Here is a 20,122-nt window from a genome sequence, read left to right on the forward strand (position 1 = left end):
GGCAGCACCTGACGCAGGCGCGCTACACCCCGGGCTTGCTGCCGGCGTGCTACATCCGTGGCGCCATGGGAGGCACCAGGCGCCTGTTACAGCCGCTCGATGATGGTCACGTTGGCCTGCCCGCCACCTTCGCACATGGTCTGCAGGCCATAACGCCCGCCCGTGCGCTCCAGCTCGTGCAGCAGCGTGGTCATCAGCCGTGCACCGGTGGCGCCGAGCGGGTGGCCGAGGGCAATGGCACCGCCGTTGACATTGGTTCTCGCCGGATCGTAGTCCAGCTCCTTCTGCCAGGCCATGACCACCGAGGCGAAGGCTTCGTTGATCTCCACCAGGTCGATGTCGGCCATGTTCATGCCAGCGCGCTGCAGTGCCCTACGCGTGGCGGCGATCGGCGCGGTCAGGTGCCAGATCGGATCATCTCCGAGTACCGTCAGGTTATGGATGCGCGCCCGCGGGGTCAGGTTGTAGCGCTTGAGCGCGGCTTCCGAAACCACCAGCAGTGCGGCCGAGGCATCGCAGGTCTGGCTGGACACGGCAGCGGTGATATCCGGGAACTGCGGATCGACCGGTTCCAGCGAGGCCATTTTCTCCAGCGTGGTATCGCGGGGCGTCTCATCCACTGCCAGCCCGTTGAGGGCGACGATTTCCCGCTCGAAACGGCCCTCAGCCGTCGCGCTCAGGGCCCGTCGGTGGCTTTCCAGGGCGAAGGCTTCCATATCCGCCCGGCTGACATTCCAGTGGCTGGCGATGCGCTGGGCGGCGTAGAACTGGTTGACCGGCTGGCCACCGAAGCGCGCCTGCCAGCCCTGGCTACCGGAGAACGGGTCGGGAAAGCCCAGCGGTTGGCCGGCGAGCATGGCCGAGGAGATCGGAATCCGGGTCATGGTCTGTACGCCGCCGACGGCGACCACGTCCTGGGTACCACTCATCACCGCCTGGGCGGCGAAGTGCACGGCCTGCTGCGAGGAGCCGCACTGGCGGTCGACCGTGGTGCCCGGTACGTTCAGCGGCAGGCCGGCGGCCAGCCAACTGGTGCGGGCGATGTCGCCGGCCTGGGAGCCGATGGTGTCGACGCAGCCGAAGATCACATCGTCATAGTCCTCGGCGGGTATGGCATTACGCTCGACCAGTGCCTTGAGTACATGGGCACCGAGGTCGATGGCGTGTACCTCGGCCAGGCTGCCCTTGCGCCGGCCGGTCGGGCTGCGCAGGGCATCAACTATGTAGGCTTGGGCCATGCTCTATTCCCCAAAGGTGAATTGCGGGCCGATGTGGGCATCGGGCGCGAGGATGGCGTTGGCCACCCGGGATTTGTGAAAGGCGCGATCACCCCAGGAGGAGTCCAGCGCCCAGGCGCGTTTCATGAACATCTGCAGATCGACTTCCCAGGTGTAGCCCATGGCGCCGTGGACCTGGATGCCATGGCGTGCAGCCAGCCAGGCGGCTTCGCAACAGGCCAGCTTGGCGTGGGAGACATGCAGGTCAGCGCTGGCTTCGCCATGCGCCAGGGCATGGGCGGCGCGGTACAGCACCGGCTTGGCGAACTCGATCTTGCCGGCAACGTCGGCCAGGTGATGCTTGACCGCCTGGAAGCTGCCGATCGGCTTGCCGAACTGCTTGCGCTGCACGGCGTAGTCCACTGACAGGTCGAGCATGCGCTGGGCCAGGCCGAGGCTTTGCCCGGCCACCGCCAGCGCACCACGGTTGAGGGTCTCGGCCCATACAGCGCGGCCCTGTTCGGCATCAAGGATCAGGCTCTGGGCGCTGGGGGTGAAGCTGACCCGGCTCAGGCGCCGGGAGCTGTCGATGCTCGGGTTGCGTTCGTAGCCGATGGCGTCGCGGCGCAGGCTGTGTACTTCGCCCTGATGTTCCAGCAGTACCACGTCGGCCAGGTGCACGTCGGCGATCAGCGGGTTGACGCTGTGGCCGACGGCGATGCGCACATTGCCTTCGGCGATGCGCCCAAGCATCTCCTCACGGCGCGCCGTGCCCTGCGGCAATGCATTGAGCAGGCCAGTGGCGACATAGGCGGTATCGGCCAGGGAGTCGGCGATGGCGTAGTAACCCAGCTCCTGGGTCAGCAGCGACCAGGCAATGTCGTCCATGCCCAGGCCGCCCTGTTCTTCGGGCACCGACAGCGCGGTCAGGCCCTGCTCGGCCATCTTGCCGCGTAACTCCGGGGAGCGACCATCGTCGGTATCCCAGATTTCGCGCAGCATTTCCGGCGGCGCTTCGGTCATCAGGAAGCGGCTGATCGCTTCGCGGAAGGCCAATTGGTCTTCGGTAAAGGTAAAGTCCATGTCGGCGTCCTCAGGCTTTCGGCAGACCGAGCATGCGCTCGGCAATGATGTTGCGCTGGATCTCGTTGGTGCCCGCGTAGATCGGGCCGGCCTGGGCGAACAGGAAGCCTTCCAGCCAGTTGCCGTGATCCACTGCCTCCGGTGCGTAGCCGTTCAGCTCACCGAACGGGCCAAGGATACGCATGGCGGTCTCGTGCATCTTCAGGTCGAGCTCGGACCAGATGACCTTGTTGATGCTGGCCTCGGCCCCGATCTTCGCGCCCTTCTCCACCAGACCGACGGTGTGATAGGCGGCCTGGGCATAGGCTTCGGCACCCATCCAGCTTTCGATCACCGCATCACGCACCCCGGGGTCACGTTCAGCGACCTGCGGGTTGGCCTGGTAGAGTTCAACCAGGCGTTTGGCGGTCTGCTGGAAACGTGCCGGGGAGCGCAGCAGCAGGCCGCGCTCGAAACCGGCGGTGGCCATCGCCACGTGCCAGCCCTGCCCTTCGGCGCCGAGCAGGTTGCTCGCCGGCACCCGCACGTCGTCGAAGAACACTTCGGCGAACGCTTCCTTGCCGTTCAGCGCCTTGATCGGGCGCACGGTGACGCCGGGGCTGTCCAGCGGCACCAGCAGGTAGCTCAGGCCATGATGGCGGCTGCTCTGCGGGTCGGTACGGAACAGGCCGAAAATCCAGTCGGCGAAGATCGCGCGGGTCGACCAGGTCTTCTGGCCGTTGATAACGAAGTCGTCACCGTCACGCAGCGCCTTGCTGCGGATCGCTGCCATGTCGGAACCGGCACCGGGTTCGGACCAGCCCTGTGCCCACATATCCTCACTGGAGGCGATACGCGGCAGGAAGTGGCGTTTCTGCTCCTCGGTGCCGAATTCCATCAGCGTCGGCCCCAGCAGCAACTGGCCATTCTGGTTGACGCGCATCGGCGCACCGGCGGCGTAGTATTCCTCTTCGAAGATCAACCATTCGATCAGGTCGCAGCCCCGTCCACCCAGGTGTTCCGGCCACATGACCATGGACAGCCGGCTTTCATACAGTTTGCCTTCCCAGGCACGGTGTTCCTCGAAACCTTCGCGGGTGTCATAGCTGGCCAGCGGCTGGCTGGGCACATTGGCCTGCAGCCAGGCGCGTACTTCAGCGCGAAAGGCTTGTTGTTTGGCGGTATAGGTCAGTTGCATGGCATGCTCTCAGAAGCTGGCTTCGCGCTTTTCAACGAAGGCGCGACGGGTCTCGGCGGAGTCCGGCAGGGTGTAGGCTTCCAGCGTGAAGCCCTGCTCCCAGCGGTACTTGTCTTCCAGGTTGCCGTCCTCGATGCCGTTCAGCGCCTCCTTGGCGATGCGGATCATGGCCGGGCTCTTGGCGGCGATGCGGCTGGCGATATCACGGGCGGTGGCGGCCAGCTCCTCGCGTTCGACCAGGCGCTCGATGAAGCCGTACTGCATGGCGTCCGGTGCGGTGACCGTCTCGCCAGTGAAGAACATGTAGCGCACCTTCTGCACCGGGAACAGGCGTTGCAGGTGGGCGCCGCCACCCATGGCGCCCCGGTCCACTTCCGGCAGGGCGAAGGTGGCGCAGCGCGAGGCCACCACGATGTCCGCCGCACCGGTCATGCCGATGCCGCCGCCAAGAACGAAACCGTGTACCGCGACGATCACCGGTACCGCGCAACGATGAATCGCCTTGAAGGTGGCGTAGTTTCCGGCGTTGACCTTGACGATCAGTTCCGGGTGCGCGTCCAGTTCCTTGATATCGACGCCGGCGCAGAAGCCACGCCCTTCGGAACGGATGATCAGCACGCGGACTGCCTCATCGGCGCCCAATGCGTCGATCTGCGCCGCCAGCGCCAGCCACTCGCTGCTGTCCAATGCATTGACCGGGGGCTTGTTGATCACCAGCTCGGCAACGCCCTGATTGATTTCCACCTTGAATGCGGTAGTCATGCTTGGGTTCTCTCGTGTTGATCGGCGGCCTGCTCCGCCGGGGATTGTTGCGATTGCTGCATGCGTTGGCACAGGCGCAGCAGACAGGCCTCGGCCTCGTCAGCGATTTCGTGGATGATCTGCTCGCAGCTCTGCAACTGGTCGATGGCTGCGGCCACCTGGCCACTGGGCAGGATGCCCTCGTCCGGGAAGCCCTCGACCATCGAACGTTGCAGCAGCACCGGCTGGTTGGCCGCCATGATCACCTGGGACATGGCGCCCGGGTCGTCCTTGATCGCCTTGAAGAAGGTCCTGATCATGTGCCCGGTGGTCATGCCGGTCTGCGCCTTCCATTTGCGCGCACTGTTCAGCGCGATCCACAGCCGGCCGACCGGGCCGGCCGCTTCCAGCTTGTTGATGAAGGGGTTTTCCACCATGCGGTGGCGCATGCCATCGACCGCCAGGGTGACGCGGATCTGCTGGGTATCCCTGGTTGCCAGATAGCGCTGCAGGGTGGCCTTCGGCGTCGGCGAGTCACTGCTCATCATGAAGCGGGTGCCCATGGCGATGCCCTCGGCACCAGCGGCCAGCGCCGCGGCCAGGCCGCGACCGGTGGAATAGCCCCCGGCGGCAATCACCGGCACCTCAACGGCAGCCAGTACCTGCGGCAGCAGGATGGTGGTGGGCACACCGCCGGTATGACCGCCGCCCTCACCGCCCTGGATGGTGATCATGTCCGCGCCCAGCTCGACCGCCTTGAGCGCATGCTTGAGCGCACCTACCGTCGGAATGCACAGCACGCCGGCATCCTTGAAACGCTGGATGGTGTGCTTGTCCGGGCCGCGACCGTAGCTCACCGCACGCAAGCGGTACTGCACGGCCAGATCGACACACTGGGCAGCGTTATCCTGGAACATATGGAAATTGAGACCGAAGTTGCTGCCACCGGTGGCGGCAATCACCTTCTGGATCTCACCCTCCAGTTGCTCGGCGGCGATGGTCGCCCCAGCCAGAAAACCGAAGCCGCCGGCGCGCGTGGTGGCGATCACCAGGTTGGCGTCCGAGACCCAGCCCATCGCCGTCTGCACGATCGGGTAACGGCAGCCCAGGGCCGCGGTCAGGCGTGTGTGCAGGGCGCTCATCAGCCGCGCTCCCCGGCCTGGGCCTTGTTCGCCGCGGCCATCGCCTTGCCGTCGAAGCCACCCAGCTTGTCGCCGGAGACCTGCTCGTTGTGCACGTGGGCGAAGTGGTGCCAAGCGAACACCGCTTCCATGCCGGTACGCTTGCCCTGCAGATCCTCGATATGGTTGACCGCCTGCTTGGTCAGCGCCAGGCCCATGCGCGGCTGCTGGGCGATGCGCTGGGCGATGTCCAGGGTGGCGCTTTCCAGTTCCTCACGCGGCACTACCCGGTTGACCATGCCCAGCTCGTAGGCACGGGCAGCCGGCATGCGGTCGCCGAGCATGAGGAATTCCTTGGCGATACGCGGGTGCATCTCGAAGGCGTGGGCGAAGTACTCCACGCCGGGGATGCCCATGCGCACCACCGGGTCCTGGAAGAAGGCGTCGTCGCTGGCGACGATCAGGTCGCAGACCCAGGCCAGCATCAGTCCGCCGGCGATGCAACCGCCCTGGACCATGGCGATGGTCGGCTTGGGCATCTCGCGCCAGCGCCGGCACATGTTCAGATAGACTTCCTGCTCACGCACATAGAGAAACTCACCACCCGGCTTGTTGGTGTGATCCCACCACAGGTGCTTGTGCTCGAAGGATTTGGTCACATCCCGTCCCGGGGTGCCGATATCGTGCCCAGCCGAGAAATGCTTGCCGGTCGAGCACAGCACGATGACCTTGACCTCATCATCATTGATGGCACGGCGAAAACAATCGTCGAGCGCGTAGGTCATCTGCGAGTTCTGCACGTTGTTGTACTGCGGGCGACTCATGGTGACGATCGCCACGCCCTGCTCCACCCGGTAGGACACCGGCTGTTCGGTCTCATAGACCGCCGTGTCCTCACGCTCGACGAATTCGCTCATCCACGCACCTCCTCTGCCGTGCGGATACCCGCCGGGTTGCCCTTGAGCTGGCGGGCACGCAGGTTGTGCGGGTCCATCCGGGCAATGATCGCCATTTGCTCGGCGGTCGGATGCGGGGTTTCACCCAGGTTATCGACCTTGAGCAGCGGGAAGCCGGTACGCTCCTGCACCAGCTCGAAGTCCACGCCCGGATGCAGCGACAGCACCCGCGCCGCATGATCCGGGCCGTTGAAATCCATCACGCACAGGTCGGTAATCACCCGGCCAATACCCATCAGGTCATTGCGCATGCCCGGTGCCCAACGCTCGGGATTGAAACCGACCCCGGAGACCATATCCACCTCCCCTTCGACGAACACCCGCTTGCTGTGGTTGGGGATGAAGAAGGAGTTGAGATGGTTGATGCTGTTGCCCGGCAGGCCGCGCACACCGAGCATCGCCACCTTGGGCTTGGCGTAGTCGCCGATCACCGACAGGTTGCTCTGCGCCCAGCGGTCGACCTGGGTTGGCCCAACCATGGCGTGGCGGCGACCATGCCAGACGCAGTCGAACACCCGCTCGAAGGGCAGATAGCCGGAATACTTGGGCACATAGTCGCCACGCGGGCCAACCGGAATCGGCTCCTCGACCAGAAATGCCTCGCTGTCGGTCATCAGCAGTTCGGGGCTGTGGCTGATCTTTGCCAGACTGGCGCCCAGCCGCGGAATGATGCCCAGGCCCGAGGCCAGCAGCTCGCCATTGTCGCGCCAGGCTTCGGAGGCAGCGACGATCATCAGTTCAGCCAGGCTGAAAGGGGTGGAACTCATGGTCTTTACTCCTCAGAACGTCGGCAGGGGCAGACTGGCCATGCGCTCGGCACCGCCGTTGCGCTCGCAGTAGTCGGCTTCGCTGCAGTTGACATAGGTATCCAGGTAACGCTGCCAGCCGTTGTCTTCGCTGGCGCTGTCGCTGTAGTCCTTCAGGTGCTGCATGTCCCAGCCGTAGGCCGGACCACAGGCGGTGGGGTGCGCACCCAGCGGCGCCTCGACTACACCGGTGACCATGGAACGCTCGAAGGTCGCAAAGCGCGCGGTGGCGGCATCCAGTTCCAGGCGCTCCTCGACCACCTCGGCGGAGACGAAGCACTGTTTGGAGGCGCGTGCCACATGGTGATCGAAGTACACGTCGTTACCGGTGATCAGGGTGTTGCCCAAACGGTCGGCACGATTGACGTGGACAAAGGCCACATCAAGCTCCAGTGCCGGCATCGCCAGCAGCACTTCACCATCGGCATAGGGTGAGCTGATCAGTTTCAGCTCCGGATTATGGGTCAATACGTCGGTGGCCAGACCAGCGCGGGCCGGCAGGAACGGCAGGCGCATGGCAGCAGCCTTGAGCCCCCATTGGAACAGACCTTCATCCAGCTCCATGACATCCAGCGTCCCGGCTTCGCGGGCCTTGCGGAAATAGGGTTCCAGCGGAATGGCGTCCATGGTGGCGAAACCGAAGATCAGCTTCTTGACCTTGCCGGCGGCGCACAGCATGCCGACTTCCGGGCCGCCATAGGCGACTACCGTCAGGTCCTTCACGTCGCTGCGCAGGATCTCACGCACGATTGCCATTGGCTTGCGCCGTGGCCCCCAGCCCCCAAAACCGATGGTCATGCCATCGCGCAATTGGCCCACTGCATCGGCCGCGGTCATCAGCTTGTTCATTACTGCTCCTCCTGACGGCCAGCACCGAAATCGTGTCCCCAGATGCTGACCTTGGTGAATTCAAAGGCGGTGTGCTGGTCCCAGTCGACCTGCAGGCCACCCCAGCCATATTCCAGATCGAAACCGGAAGGGGTCTTCATGTAGAAGGACGTCATGCGGTCGTTGAGATGCTGGCCAAGGGTCGCCGACAGCGGCACGCCATGGGCCACGCGCCGGTCATGGGCGCGGCCGACCTCGGTCATCGAATCGACCTCGACCATCACGTGCACGCACTTGCTCGGCACCTCGTACTCGGCAATCGCCAGGCTGTGGTGCCGGGCATTGCCGCAGTGCAGGAAGTGGATACGCGTGGCAGGCGCGTCGGGGACGGGACGGAAATTGAAGATGTCGGAAATCTTGAAGCCCAGCACATCCTGGTAGAACGCCGCGCATTCATCGAAGTTGGGCGTCGGCAACACCGTATGGCCCAGTCCCATGTCGCCGGTGAGGAAACGCGGTACGCCCTGCGGCGAGACAAAGGGCTCGCAGTCAGACAGATAACCCCAGGTCAGCTCATGCTGGTTGCCCGCAGGGTCCTGCAGCAGTGCGGCTTCGTTGACCTTGCGCTGAGCGCAGAACTCGGAATCTGCCAGCTGGTACTCGACACCGGTGGCGTCCAGCTTGGCCAGCATGGCGTCGAAGGCCGGCTTGCTGCCCAGCGACCAGCCCGAAGCCAGGTAGCGCTCCTCCGCACCTTCGACAACGAGCATACGGAAAGGACGGTCATCCATCTTGATGTACAGCCCGCCGCCGGGTGCCGGGCTGGTCATCATGCCCAGCACATTCTCGGCATAGTGCTGCCACTTCTGCACATCGCCGATCTGCGCAACGAAATAGCTCAACGCTCGAATCTCACTCATGCCGCCACTCCTCATTCAGGGCCTGTAAAGCATGAATGGATTGTTGCGCGCGGCCATGGCGCATTCATCGTCCATTGAGACTAAAGGGGTTTTGGTCAGGGCAACGGGCAAAAAAAAGGTCGTCCATGGCTACCCAGGGACGACCAAACCGAACCTTTACGGTATCGGACAGCACAACATATGCATTACATGTACAGGATCACCAGCTCATTGATCACCGCCGGGCGCTCCTGGCCGACGACGTGGATATTGCACTCCAGCACCAACTGGGTCCCACGCGGCAGCGCCTCCACCGACTTGACCCGGGTGCGCGAATGCAACAGCGAACCAGCCGGTACCGGACTCGGAAAACGCAACCGTTCGGAGCCATAGTTGACCATGTTGGTGAAGCCGGTGACCTCGAAGGCGAGCGGCACCTGCATACGTGACATCAGCACCTGCACCAGCGCACCGTGGGCGATGGTGCCGCCGAACGGGCTTTCCTTGCGGGCACGCTCGGGATCGGTGTGGATCCAGTAGTCGTCGCCGGACAGCGCGGCGAACTGGTTGATCAGCTCCTGGTCCACCAGGATCTGGTTGCTCCAGTCACTGAACTGATCAGAGACCAGCGCCTTCAGCGCGGCGATGTCCTTGACATCGATCTTCTGTCTGGCCGGCCCGGCATCCGCCGCTGGAGCGGGCGGCGCCTTGGGTACTTCGTCCCGCTGCTCCAACGCGACGTCAACGCCGGTATAACGCAGCAACACACTGCCATCGTCCCTGACCCGGGCCCGTACCGGCTTGACTCGCATGCCCACCTCGATCTGCTCGGGGTCGAGGCCGATCAGGGTAGTGTTCATGCGCACCCCTTCATCCAGCTCCACCACCGCCAGGATCTGCGGCTCGGCGCTGGCGAATTCAGGCAGCGTCGGCACACGTGCCACGGTATAGGTGTACAGGGAGCCGGCCCCGGAAACCTCTTTCCAGGTCAGATCATGTGACCAGCAATGGCTGCAATGGCGCCGCGGATAGAACACCCACTGCTGACAGCTGTTGCACTGCTGCAGCATGACTCGGCCATCCTTCAGGCCATCCCAGAAAGGTGCGGAAATCGCTGTCGGCAGCGGCATAGGTTTGTTGCTCATGCTCAAGCTCCCTGAAGAATCAATGCGCCCTGCTCGCTCATGACACCACCTGTGCCAGAAACGAACACCTGATCGCAGACCTTGAGCTGGCGGTCACCGGCCTTGCCGGCCACCTGCTGATAGGCCTCGACCACCTGCGAGAAACCACCGGCTGAGCCGGCCTGACCGAAACTGAGCTGACCACCATGGGTATTCATCGGGAAATTGCCCTTGTAGGTCAGGTCGTTCTCCAGGATGAAACGCATGCCCTCGCCCTTGGCGCAGAAGCCGGCATCCTCCAGGCTGAGCAGCACGGTGATGGTGTAGCAGTCATAGATCTGCGCCGCCTGCACATCGGCGGGCTTGAGCCCGGCCATGGCGAAAGCACTGCGCGATGCCGGGCCGACCGGGGTCTCGGTCATGTCCGGCGAGTAACTGGGTGATTTGTAGCCCAGCCGCTCACCGAAACCGGTCACATAGGCCGGGCGTCCCTTGCTACGCATGGCCAGTTCCTTGGAGGCGACGATCACCGCCGCACCACCGGCCACCGGCATGACGATCTCGAGAATGTGCAATGGGTCGGCGACCATCTTGCTGTTGAGTACATCCTCTATGCTCAGGTTCTGACCACGGAAAATCGCATCCGGGTGGGCCTGGGCGTTGAAGCGCTGATCCACGGCGATCTTCGCCATGGCCCGCTGGTCATAGCCATACTGCGCCGCATAGCGCTGGGCGATCATTGCGTAGCCGGTATTCTGCCCCATATGTCCGTAAGGCAGATCGAACTCGGCCTCCGGCGCACCGTACTGGGTGCTGTGGCCACCGAAACGCATGGCCCGGGCCATGGCCGAAGGGTCATCGTCCGGCCCGAACGGTGCCATGCGCTGTGGAATCACGCAAAGCACCGCCTGGCAGATACCCAGCTCGATGGCGGCTGCCGCACGCCAGATCATGCCGACTGCGGTGGTGCCACCCAGGTCGACCACCTCGGCGAAGTTGACCGCAATCCCCAGATACTCGGCAGCCATGGCTGGCACGAAACTGGAGGCTTCATGGAAATGCGGCCCATTGATGCACAGGCCATCGATATCGCTGGCCTTGAGCCCCGCATCGGCCAATGCCTGCGCCGCCAGGTCCGCCACCTGCTCCAGATGGAACATCTGCGGCGCCGTGGCGTATTTTTCAGGCTTGTATTGTGCGGCGCCGACAATGGCGGCCGTCCCTTTCAGACCCATGGTTGTCCTCCCATCAGGCGGTTGCACTCGGTTGCGTTTCATTGTCAGAGTCAGCCTGACCTGCTTCATCGTCCATAAGGCCTACATTGGAGCATTTTCCTCCAGACCGCTGGCCAAACGGACTAGGACGCTGTCGCCGTTTTATCTGATCATCGGCGCCGGCTGGTCTGCATTTACCTGCGTTGCGCCGGATCGATGCAACGTACCGGAGGTCATCGCCAGGCAGTCCCGGCCAGATAGTTGACCATTACAAGGACGCCACCATGATAAGAAGAATATCCCATGGCCTGCTGCTCAGCGGTCTCGTGCTCGGCAGTTGCGCCCAGGCTGCCCTGCCGGACAATGTCCAACTGCAGCGCGACACCCTGCGCTCGCTGACATTGACTCTGCAACTACAGGCTGAAGGCATGTACTCACTGCAGCGCAAGGAATTGCAGCAGGATATGCAGCAACTGCAACAACTGCTGACCCAGGCCGGTCATACTCACAACGGCTACCCCGAAACCCTGAAGCTCACCCTGAGTGCACTGGAAAAGGGCCACCCACCGACCACCGAGGACCTGGACCAGCTGCATGAACAGGCGATCATCCTGATCGACAACTGGCACAACCCGGATACCGACGCTCCCTACCTGCCGCTGCTGGCTGCGGAGTATCTGGCCATGCGCTATGCCTTCAGCAGCTATATCGGCAATCCGTCGCCCAACTCCCATGAACCGGGCCGCTATTACACCACCGATACCCATGAGCTACTGCCGCAACTTGACCAGCAACTGGCGGACATTCTGGTCGGCAGCGACGACAACAGCCTGTCGGCGCGCTGGGTCATGCTGCACCACGCGCTGTCCGATACCCACGACGGCTGGACCCGTACCCGTTCAGGCAATGCTTTCGCGCCCATCGTACTCATTCGCAACGCCAGAGCCTTCGGTGATCAACTGAGTCGAGTGCTGGATACCTCGGACAACGTTGCCGAGCAATAGAATAGCCCTAGAATATCCTGCAAAAAAAAGCCGAGTCGCATTATGCGACTCGGCTTTTTATCAATGCGACTGCAACCAGCGTAATGCGATTGCAGTCAGTCTCCTCACATCACCTCAACGGCCCATCGCCCGCAGACGGTCAGGAGTGAACTGGGTCGGGTCCATTTCCCCCTTGTTCAGGATCGCTGCGCGCTGGCGCTCATTGGATAGCGTGTAACCGACGTACCCGCCACTGTTCAGATCATGGAAGAACGCTGCACCCGCCTGCCATGCCTGGGTATCGGGATGGTAGTAGTAGTTGACGATCGCATGCTTCCACAATTCACCTCGACTGTCGTAGTTATCTGCCAGTACCGCGTGCCAGGTATCCTCGTCGAGGAACAGCTTGCGCTTGCCGTATACGTGGCGACTACCGGACTTGACCGTGGCCTCCAACACCCAGACCCGGCGCAGCTCATAACGCAGGTAGTCCGGATTGGGATGATTGACTGTCAGCAGTTGGTCATACTTCACATCCTTGCCATGTACCTTGTAGGCATTGGCGGGCACGATGACTTCCTGCTTGCCGATCAGCTTCCAGTCATAGCGGTCGGGCGCGCCGTTGAACAGACGGTCCTCGTCGATGGTCATCAGGCCGTTACTGCCACCCAGCGGCTGATCATAGCCGTACCCCGGAGCCAGACGTACCCGCCGTGTGCCGGTGTTGTAAGACCAGGCCGTACGCGGTGCGGTCTTGTAGTTGTAGGGCTCATGGTTGAGCGAGGTGTTACCCCGCTCGCGCAACGGCAACAGCACCTCGGTGGTGCAATAGGCCGATACACCATCGTCGGTATGCGGACGCAGATTCGGATCCGGATCCATCGGCGGTGCCAGGCATCGACCATGCGAGCGGCCCCAACCGATACTGCCGTTGGCGGTTACCGAGGCAATATCGCGAATTTCATCCTGGGTCCAGGCACGGAACGGCAGTTGGTGGTTCCACAGCACTTCCATAGCGCTTTTCGGAATCGGGAAAGGTACATATCCCAGACCGGTATAACCGAAACCGTCATCCACGATCTGGGCATTCAGCGCGTTCCACTTTGCCCGCTCACACACCACCTCGGGGTAGGCGAACTCGCGGCGGCCTTCATAGACGTTGATCTTGTAGGTATCCGGGTAACGCTTGAACATCGCCTGCTGACCTTCGGTCAGTTGCTCGGCATGTTCAGCCATGTTGGCAGCGGTGATCACCAGGATCGGCTGATCCGCCGCATAAGGGTCGACCGGATGCGCACCACTGTGCGGCGGCGCATCCCAGCCAGGCACCTTGCCCACATACAGGCCCTTGAACTCGGGAATGGTGCCGGCGGCGTTGCCGGCACGTTCGGCGCCGACACAGGTCAGATCCTGACCCAGGCGTTCCGCCTCTTCTGGTGAAACCGCGGCATTGGCAAGGCCTGCAAACGCCATGCTGATGGCGGCGGCCAGGGAAACTACTACACCATGTCTACTCATTATTCTTATCTCCACAGGGTAAGCGCGACCTTCATCCATTATTGCGTCAACAGCTATCGGCTCATCGTCTGATCAGACTAAACAGCCGACAGGCTGGCGCTGAAAGTCGCTTTCGTATTCATTCAGAAAGAGTACTTGGCCGAGAATGTCAGATAGTCACGGTCAGCCAGCATGCGGTTGCGGCCCGGGTCACCCGAGTACAGGTACGCTGTATAGGTCGTATTCAGCTCCAGGTTACCCAGGTACTTGAAGGTCGCCCCCAGTGACATGCGCTTGTCACCCTGACCTGCCGAGATGGTGCCCTTGAGCGGCGTATTGCCCTCGACCACATGCGCCCAGTTCACCGGTATGTTCAGATCCCAGCCGGAGAAGACGCCCGGGTAGGACAATACCGCCTGCAGGGTGTAGGCCGTGGAGGTCTTGGTCTGCCAGGAGGTATCGGTCTTGTAGGTGTAGTCCTTGTTGTCGCCGACCTTGTCCACGTCATCGGCGCGCACGTGCACCACTTCGCCCATCAGCGTGGTCGACTTGGCCCAGGGCATGTCACCCAACGCGCGGATAAAGCTCAGTTGCATCTGCTGACCGGAGCCGGTGGTCAACTGGTTACCGGCCAGCAGGACGGGTGCACCAGTGCGGTAGGACCATTCACCGCCAACCTGGGTATCACCGACGCTGGTGGAGAAGCTCATACCGGTCAGTTTGATGTCTTCGATATATTCAATTTCATAGCTCTGGAAAGTCGGAGCAATGGTTACACCGGCAGGATTGCGATCATGATAGCGGACATGGAAGAAGCCCAGCTCGGTGGTCAGCGTCGGTCGATACATGGCTCGAATACCATACTGGCCACTATCGCGCGGCTCATTGGTACCAGCGTATGCCGCATTGAAACCTGGCCCAAGGATCATGAACTCACGCCCCGGCCCGGTCACATCCGAGGTCGACAGGAAGGAACCCACCGGGTTCAGTTCATTGCCCTTCCACTCATACTGCACATAGGCGGACAGACCGAAGTCCGGATTGACCTCCCAGCTGGCCGATACCTGGCCAACCGGCAGCATGATGTCCTTGACCTCGATACCCGGCTGACCGGCGTTGACCACGTTCACCGGGCCCTGTACCCCATTCACCCCGGGATAGAACAGACCTTCACCCCAAGCCACCATATGCCGGCCGGCCTTGACTCCCAGACGCTGGCGGTTGGGCAGGTCGAAGTCACCGAATACGTAGGCATCCAGAAAACGGCTGCGGCCACCAGAGTATTTCTTCGCATCGCTGGTGAAGCGGTCGTGCTCGCCATCCTTGTTGACCGTGCCGGGCGAGTCATTGTCGTTCTTGCTATGGTAGACGTCATCGTAGAAGGTACTACCGCGAAGCACCGCACCGTAGTTGTCCTTGCGCAGAATCAGTTCACCCAGCGCGGTAGCCCGGTGAGTAGTCAGTGAGTGACGGTCGAAGTTGCGGTTGCCGTCATCGGCGTTGGCCTGGCCATCCAGCAGTTTGGAGTCGGCATTCTTCATGCGAATACCGATACCGTAACTGGTAGTCACCGACCAGTCGATAGTCGCTCCGTTGTCAAAGCGGAATGTCTCGCCGGCTTGTAGGTCTTGGGAAGAGAATGCGGCGATGGCGATGGCCAGTGAGGCGACCGCAAACCCTGTCGAGCTCCGCTGCATGACCTTCTTGTTATTGTTCTTCATAACGAACTCCTGCGTTCAGGTGAAACAACTTGCCTGTTGTTTTTTGTTAAACATGGATGTCTTCAGTTGCTACAAACGTCTGTCCCCCACTGCTGGACAGGCCGAAGCGCCAGGCTTCGCCGTCCAGAGTGCGGGTCAGCACTCCCTCGTCCCTGAGGAAATTGATGTGGGCCAGGGTTTCCCCGATGGCCATCAGCAGATCGAAACTGCCGCGAATTCTTGGAAACAGCACCGGGCGCAGCTCGGCCACTGTCTTCGGCCGATCCAGCGCCGCCACCAGCGCTTCCAGATGGCTGTCATGATGCTGCTGCAACTGACCCAGCCGATGGTGCAGGCCGTGGAAGGGCCGCTCGTGGGCCGGCAGCACCAACACCGAGTCGGGTAGATTGCGAAAGCGCCGCAGTGAGGCCAGCCAGTCACCCAACGGGTTGGCTTCCGGTTCGCTGACATTGACGCAGACGCTGGAAGTAATGCGCGGCAGGATCTGGTCACCAGCAATCAGCAGTTGGTCGTCTTCGTTGTAGAGACAGGCATGCTCGGGTGAATGCCCTGATCCGATGACGATCCGCCAGCAACGATTGCCGATCTTCAGCAGGTCGTTCTCGCGCAACCGGCGGAAGCTGGTGGGTGCGTCGATGTCATAGGACATCTGGCTGAGCATGGGTTGGAACTCGGTCACCTCCTGCTCGCTCAGGCCGCAGCGCTGATAGAACTGTGAGAATGCCCAGTTCGGCTCATCCCCCTTGGGTGGGACAACGAACATCGACTGGTACTCACCGAAGCTCATGTAGGCCGGGCATTGGAAGCGGTCCACCAGCCAACCGAACAGGCCGCTGTGGTCATAGTGGAAGTGCGTGACGATGACTGCCAGCACCGGCGCACCGGAGAACACCTCGGCGAACACGCTTTCCCAGACCTGCTTGCTCTGCGGCGTGTTCAGCCCGGTATCCACCACCACCCAGCCATGCTCATGACGCAGCAGGTACAGGTTGATGTGATCCAGGCCGAACGGCAGCGGCATGCGTAGCCATAGCACACCCGGCGCCACTTCCTGGGTATGTCCCGGCTGTGGCGGTTCGGGCCAGGGAAAGCTCAGGCTATCCCTGACATCCTGTTGGTGCAGATCCAGGCCGCTCATCAGGTTTCTCCGACGAATGCGGGTAGGCCGGCCCGGGCCAGCGCCTCGGCATCGAATGGCACATAGCTGCCGGCCTGGTCATCCTTGATGAACAACGGATCGTCGAACAGCTCGGGGTTGTAGCCCTGGCGTTGCAGGTCGATCTTGCGCAGCTTGAAGGTACTGGTCATGTCTGCCATGGCCGATACCCGCACGAACACCGGCACCGCGTAGTGCGGCAGGCGTTGGCTGGCAAAGGCGAAGAAGGCCTGCGGGTCGAAATCCTGCCCCGGCTGCATCAGCACCGCGGCCATGCCGGCACGGCCTTCGTGTTGCGGCACCCGCACTCCGTAGATATTGATCAGTTCCAGACCTGGGAAGTCGCCCAGCGCATCGGCCACTTCCAGGGTCGAGACGTTCTCGCTCTTCCAGCGGAAGGTGTCACCGATGCGGTCGACGAAATAGCAGTAGCCATCCTCGTCGTAACGCAGCAGGTCGCCGGAGGCCCACCAGGCATCCCCGTCGCTGAATACATTGCGCAGGATCTTGCCTTCGGTTGCCTCGGCCGAGGTATAGCCCTCGAAGCGCCCGGCGCCGATGTCCGGCAGGTTGATGATCATGCCCACTGCCTCGCCGACTTCTCCCGGCTGGCAGTGGATATAGCGCCCCTCGGCATCACGCAGGTGGGTCTGCGTGCCAGTGTCGTACTTGAGCAAACGCAGATTGGTCTTGTCCCAGAACGGCACCCGACCGCAGGAACCGACACGGTTATCGACGTTCAGTACCGCAGCATTGGCCTCGGTGGCGCCCCACCCCTCGAACACATCCAGCTCGCCGAAACGTTCGATCCAACGGCTCCACACATCCTTGCTCAACCCGGCACCGAGCATGCAGCGCAGACCATGGGAGCGGTCGTCCGGCTGCGCCGGCTTGTTCAGCAGGTAGCGACAGATCTCACCGATGTACTGGAAAATGCTCACCCGGTGCTGGCGAATATCCTGCCAGAACTGGCTGGCGCTGAACTTGCGGCGGAACACGATCGATGCGCCAGCGGCCAGCGCGGTGGAGGTCACCGAGGTAGCGGCGGCACCGTGGTACAGCGGCAGGCAGCAGTAGAAGATATCCTCGGGGGTGACTCCCAGGGTCACTTCCATGACATCACCGGAAGTCATCCAGCGCATATGACTGTATTTCGCCGCCTTGGGCAGCCCGGTGGTACCCGAGGTGAAGATGTACAGCATGTCATCCTCGGCCTTGATGCCGGCACGCAGGGCGACGTCCGGACGCTCACGCGAAGCATCCATTACCTGGGTATGGAACTGCTGATCCAGACTTGCCGGCAGCGCGGCGCGATCCACCGGCTTCTCCGTGTCGGTCACCAGCCAGCGCGGATAGTCGGCGGTCTGTTCGGTCTCGAGAAAGCCACCCAGGCATTCTTCACCGATCACCACCGCCCTGGCCGCGGTGGACTGCAGCGCGTGCAGCAGGGCCCGGCCATTGAGGTGGTAGTTGAGGAAGGCCGTGACGGCGCCGATCTTGGTCAGGCCAAACCAGCAGAAGAAGAAATCCGGGCGATTCTCCATGGCCATGGCACAAACATCACCGGGCTTGATGCCGCGGGCCAGAAAGGTATTGGCATACTGGTTGGCGCGCTCGTCCACCTCGCGGTAGCTGAAGCGCTGCTCACCATAGACCAGAAAATCCCGCTCGCCGAAGCGCTCCACCTGGGTCTCCAGCCGGTCTGCCAGCGTGTAAAGCTGCGTCGGCTTGATGCGGCTGGCCGCTACCGAGCGCAGGTCCAGCTTGGCCTGGGTCTGTTCGCGCGTGGGCAGGCTGTGGCTGACCGTTTCTTGTTGTTGTGCCAGGGATGTGCTCATGACAACTCCTCCAGAGAGCGTGCGTCCGCAGTGGGGTAATCGATGTATCCTTCGGGGCCGGGGGAATACAGGGTGTGGCGGTCGAATTCAGCCAGCGGCAGATCGTCCCGAATGCGCGCCACCAGATCCGGGTTGGCAATGAAATGGCGACCGAAGGACACGGCGTCGGCCAGGCCATCGGCAACCATCTGCTCGGCGCTGTCAGGCTCGAAACCATCATTGACGATCAGTGGTCCGCGGAAGGCGGCACGCGCCACGGCGAAGGCATCGATCTTGCGGGTATGCGCACGCATGATGTGCAGGTAGGCCAGCTGCAGGCCGTCCAGCCCACGCAGCAGCGCATCCAGGGTTGCCGCCGGATCGCTGTCGGCGATGTCGTTGAACTTGTTGCCGGGACAGAAGCGCACGCCGACCCGGCCCGGCCCGATGGCCTCGGCCATGGCCTGCAGCACTTCCAGCGCAAAGCGCACCCGGTTGTCGACGCTGCCGCCGTATTCATCGGTGCGCAGGTTGGCGTTCTGCGACATGAACTGCATCGGCAGATAACCGCTGGTGCAATGCAGTTCAACACCGTCGAAACCGGCCTCGCGGGCGTTCAGCGCCGCCTGGCGGTAGTCTTCAATGACCTGGCGGATATCCTCACGGCTCAGCGCGGCGGGCATATCGGTATCGGCCATGCCCACCACATCGGTGAACAACTGGGTCTGCGCCGGCACCGCCGAGGGTGCCACGGTACGACTGCCAGCGGGTTTGTTGTGGTGTGTGGCCACGCGTCCGCAGTGCATCAACTGCAGCACGATCTGACCGCCGGCGGCATGCACCGCCTCGGTGACCTGGCGCCAGGCATCGATCTGCGCCTGGCTGTAGATCGCCGGGGTGCGGCAGTAGCCCAGGCCATCGGCCGAGGGTGAAGTGCCTTCGGCGACGATCAGGCCGGCCGATGCGCGTTGTGCGTAGTATTCGACCATGACCGACGTCGGCACTGCCTCGCTGTCGGCACGGCTGCGGGTCATCGGTGCCATGACAATGCGGTTGGCCAGTTGCAGCTCGCCGAAATGGGTGGGTTGCAGTAATGGATTCATGCGCCCACCCCCTCAGCGAACACGGATCTTCGGCGCCGGGGTATCAGCCCGCATGCGCCGCAGGAAATGTTCGACCGGGGCCGGCTCCGCCACCTCTGGCAATGTCTCGCGCTCGGGGGCGTTGGCCCAGAATTGCTGCCACGACGGGAACAAGGCCTGGAAGGTACCGTAGTAGGGCTCGCGGCCCGGCCAGCGCATCTTCATGTCGCCGATCGGCGGCTTGTTCAGATCGGTCGCGTACCAGTAGCAGGGCAGCCGGCGGCGGAAGAACCACTCGCCATCGACACGTTCGTAATCGTCCCAGTAGAGCATCTGCATGATCACCCACTCGGCGCCGGTTTCATGCTCGTTCTTCGAATACACCACGCCAACGGCATGATCGACATCGACGAACTCGATGATGTGCTGCCCAACATGATGGGAGGTGCCAGTGAACTGGTGACGCAGGGTGTCATCGACCCAGCTCTTGAGATGGGCGCGACCGACCTTGCCACCGCCAACCCGGATATCCGGCGCGAACAGATTGACGTGGGCATCCAGGTCGCGCATATCCAGCGACAGGGAGTACTTACCCGCCAGTTGACGGATGGCCTCGATCGACTCCAGTCGATCCAGGCGCTGTGCAAGGGTGTTCTGATCCATGGTATTGCCTATAGGGTTGAGGGTGAGTCGGGCCCGC

Annotated in this window: 18 protein-coding genes; 1 reads left to right on the forward strand and 17 read right to left on the reverse strand. The window is 62.5% G+C overall.

Translation table 11 applies throughout. The features are described 5' to 3' along the window. Positions 1-86: 86 nt before the first annotated feature. The 11 genes from CQ007_RS03925 to CQ007_RS03975 form a co-directional block, all read right to left on the reverse strand. A complete protein-coding gene (locus tag CQ007_RS03925) occupies positions 87-1,238 on the reverse strand; it encodes an acetyl-CoA C-acetyltransferase (RefSeq protein WP_105643609.1) in 1,152 nt (383 codons plus the stop codon). A gap of 3 nt (positions 1,239-1,241) precedes the next feature. After that, complete coding sequence (locus CQ007_RS03930) at positions 1,242-2,300, reverse strand: acyl-CoA dehydrogenase family protein (protein WP_105643610.1); 1,059 nt, start codon at positions 2,298-2,300, stop codon at positions 1,242-1,244. Between the two features lie 10 nt (positions 2,301-2,310). Then, a complete protein-coding gene (locus CQ007_RS03935; protein WP_105643611.1) occupies positions 2,311-3,477 on the reverse strand; it encodes an acyl-CoA dehydrogenase in 1,167 nt (388 codons plus the stop codon). 9 nt (positions 3,478-3,486) lie between these two features. Beyond that, a complete protein-coding gene (locus tag CQ007_RS03940) occupies positions 3,487-4,239 on the reverse strand; it encodes an enoyl-CoA hydratase family protein (RefSeq protein ID WP_105643612.1) in 753 nt (250 codons plus the stop codon). After that, positions 4,236-5,360, reverse strand: coding sequence for a nitronate monooxygenase family protein (locus CQ007_RS03945; RefSeq protein ID WP_105643613.1), 1,125 nt, complete (start codon positions 5,358-5,360; stop codon positions 4,236-4,238). The genes CQ007_RS03940 and CQ007_RS03945 overlap by 4 nt, the downstream gene beginning before the upstream one ends. Next, entirely contained in the window at positions 5,360-6,256 is an 897-nt protein-coding gene (locus CQ007_RS03950) for an enoyl-CoA hydratase (RefSeq protein ID WP_105643614.1), read from the reverse strand. Before CQ007_RS03950 ends, CQ007_RS03945 begins: the two co-directional genes overlap by 1 nt. Beyond that, positions 6,253-7,062 carry a CoA-transferase subunit beta gene (locus tag CQ007_RS03955; protein WP_105643615.1) on the reverse strand — a complete coding sequence of 270 codons (810 nt, stop codon included), beginning with the start codon at positions 7,060-7,062 and terminating at the stop codon, positions 6,253-6,255. Before CQ007_RS03955 ends, CQ007_RS03950 begins: the two co-directional genes overlap by 4 nt. Before the next feature lie 12 nt (positions 7,063-7,074). Further along, positions 7,075-7,950, reverse strand: coding sequence for a CoA transferase subunit A (locus CQ007_RS03960; protein ID WP_105643616.1), 876 nt, complete (start codon positions 7,948-7,950; stop codon positions 7,075-7,077). Continuing rightward, positions 7,950-8,849, reverse strand: a complete 900-nt coding sequence (locus CQ007_RS03965) for a VOC family protein (RefSeq protein WP_105643617.1) — start codon at positions 8,847-8,849, stop codon at positions 7,950-7,952. Before CQ007_RS03965 ends, CQ007_RS03960 begins: the two co-directional genes overlap by 1 nt. 185 nt (positions 8,850-9,034) lie before the next feature. Continuing rightward, the gene (locus tag CQ007_RS03970) at positions 9,035-9,973 is read right to left on the reverse strand and encodes an OB-fold domain-containing protein (RefSeq protein ID WP_105643618.1); all 939 of its coding nucleotides are present in this window, start codon (positions 9,971-9,973) and stop codon (positions 9,035-9,037) included. Positions 9,974-9,975: 2 nt separating this feature from the next. After that, positions 9,976-11,187, reverse strand: a complete 1,212-nt coding sequence (locus tag CQ007_RS03975) for a thiolase family protein (protein WP_105643619.1) — start codon at positions 11,185-11,187, stop codon at positions 9,976-9,978. A gap of 263 nt (positions 11,188-11,450) precedes the next feature. On the opposite strand from CQ007_RS03975, the gene CQ007_RS03980 reads away from it, so the two are divergent. Next, on the forward strand, positions 11,451-12,170 hold the full coding sequence (locus CQ007_RS03980; protein WP_105643620.1) for a hypothetical protein: 720 nt from the start codon (positions 11,451-11,453) through the stop codon (positions 12,168-12,170). 114 nt (positions 12,171-12,284) lie between these two features. Here the strand turns inward: CQ007_RS03980 and CQ007_RS03985 are convergent, their stop codons facing one another. The 6 genes from CQ007_RS03985 to CQ007_RS04010 form a co-directional block, all read right to left on the reverse strand. Then, positions 12,285-13,667 carry a DUF1329 domain-containing protein gene (locus tag CQ007_RS03985; RefSeq protein ID WP_105643621.1) on the reverse strand — a complete coding sequence of 461 codons (1,383 nt, stop codon included), beginning with the start codon at positions 13,665-13,667 and terminating at the stop codon, positions 12,285-12,287. A 122-nt stretch (positions 13,668-13,789) separates the two neighbouring features. After that, positions 13,790-15,367 carry a DUF1302 domain-containing protein gene (locus CQ007_RS03990; RefSeq protein WP_105643622.1) on the reverse strand — a complete coding sequence of 526 codons (1,578 nt, stop codon included), beginning with the start codon at positions 15,365-15,367 and terminating at the stop codon, positions 13,790-13,792. A 46-nt stretch (positions 15,368-15,413) separates the two neighbouring features. Then, entirely contained in the window at positions 15,414-16,505 is a 1,092-nt protein-coding gene (locus CQ007_RS03995) for an MBL fold metallo-hydrolase (RefSeq protein WP_105643623.1), read from the reverse strand. Further along, positions 16,505-18,361, reverse strand: coding sequence for a long-chain-acyl-CoA synthetase (locus CQ007_RS04000; RefSeq protein WP_105643624.1), 1,857 nt, complete (start codon positions 18,359-18,361; stop codon positions 16,505-16,507). The genes CQ007_RS03995 and CQ007_RS04000 overlap by 1 nt, the downstream gene beginning before the upstream one ends. Then, entirely contained in the window at positions 18,358-19,443 is a 1,086-nt protein-coding gene (locus CQ007_RS04005; RefSeq protein WP_105643625.1) for an alkene reductase, read from the reverse strand. Before CQ007_RS04005 ends, CQ007_RS04000 begins: the two co-directional genes overlap by 4 nt. Positions 19,444-19,455: 12 nt before the next feature. Further along, positions 19,456-20,085, reverse strand: coding sequence for a nuclear transport factor 2 family protein (locus CQ007_RS04010; RefSeq protein WP_105643626.1), 630 nt, complete (start codon positions 20,083-20,085; stop codon positions 19,456-19,458). Positions 20,086-20,122 lie beyond the last annotated feature (37 nt).

Origin of the sequence: Pseudomonas sp. MYb185 (assembly GCF_002979975.1) — a bacterium.
GTDB lineage: Bacteria > Pseudomonadota > Gammaproteobacteria > Pseudomonadales > Pseudomonadaceae > Halopseudomonas.

Excerpts from the sequence above, each read along its gene's own strand:
- CQ007_RS03965 (WP_105643617.1), bottom strand. The coding sequence starts at position 8,849 with ATGAGTGAGATTCGAGCGTTGAGCTATTTCGTTGCGCAGATCGGCGAT.
- CQ007_RS03950 (WP_105643614.1), bottom strand. The coding sequence starts at position 6,256 with ATGAGCGAATTCGTCGAGCGTGAGGACACGGCGGTCTATGAGACCGAA.
- CQ007_RS03970 (WP_105643618.1), bottom strand. The coding sequence starts at position 9,973 with ATGAGCAACAAACCTATGCCGCTGCCGACAGCGATTTCCGCACCTTTC.
- CQ007_RS04005 (WP_105643625.1), bottom strand. The coding sequence starts at position 19,443 with ATGAATCCATTACTGCAACCCACCCATTTCGGCGAGCTGCAACTGGCC.
- CQ007_RS04000 (WP_105643624.1), bottom strand. The coding sequence starts at position 18,361 with ATGAGCACATCCCTGGCACAACAACAAGAAACGGTCAGCCACAGCCTG.
- CQ007_RS03940 (WP_105643612.1), bottom strand. The coding sequence starts at position 4,239 with ATGACTACCGCATTCAAGGTGGAAATCAATCAGGGCGTTGCCGAGCTG.
- CQ007_RS03955 (WP_105643615.1), bottom strand. The coding sequence starts at position 7,062 with ATGAGTTCCACCCCTTTCAGCCTGGCTGAACTGATGATCGTCGCTGCC.
- CQ007_RS03960 (WP_105643616.1), bottom strand. The coding sequence starts at position 7,950 with ATGAACAAGCTGATGACCGCGGCCGATGCAGTGGGCCAATTGCGCGAT.
- CQ007_RS03995 (WP_105643623.1), bottom strand. The coding sequence starts at position 16,505 with ATGAGCGGCCTGGATCTGCACCAACAGGATGTCAGGGATAGCCTGAGC.
- CQ007_RS03990 (WP_105643622.1), bottom strand. The coding sequence starts at position 15,367 with ATGAAGAACAATAACAAGAAGGTCATGCAGCGGAGCTCGACAGGGTTT.
- CQ007_RS03975 (WP_105643619.1), bottom strand. The coding sequence starts at position 11,187 with ATGGGTCTGAAAGGGACGGCCGCCATTGTCGGCGCCGCACAATACAAG.
- CQ007_RS03930 (WP_105643610.1), bottom strand. The coding sequence starts at position 2,300 with ATGGACTTTACCTTTACCGAAGACCAATTGGCCTTCCGCGAAGCGATC.
- CQ007_RS03980 (WP_105643620.1), top strand. The coding sequence starts at position 11,451 with ATGATAAGAAGAATATCCCATGGCCTGCTGCTCAGCGGTCTCGTGCTC.
- CQ007_RS03985 (WP_105643621.1), bottom strand. The coding sequence starts at position 13,667 with ATGAGTAGACATGGTGTAGTAGTTTCCCTGGCCGCCGCCATCAGCATG.
- CQ007_RS03935 (WP_105643611.1), bottom strand. The coding sequence starts at position 3,477 with ATGCAACTGACCTATACCGCCAAACAACAAGCCTTTCGCGCTGAAGTA.
- CQ007_RS03945 (WP_105643613.1), bottom strand. The coding sequence starts at position 5,360 with ATGAGCGCCCTGCACACACGCCTGACCGCGGCCCTGGGCTGCCGTTAC.
- CQ007_RS04010 (WP_105643626.1), bottom strand. The coding sequence starts at position 20,085 with ATGGATCAGAACACCCTTGCACAGCGCCTGGATCGACTGGAGTCGATC.
- CQ007_RS03925 (WP_105643609.1), bottom strand. The coding sequence starts at position 1,238 with ATGGCCCAAGCCTACATAGTTGATGCCCTGCGCAGCCCGACCGGCCGG.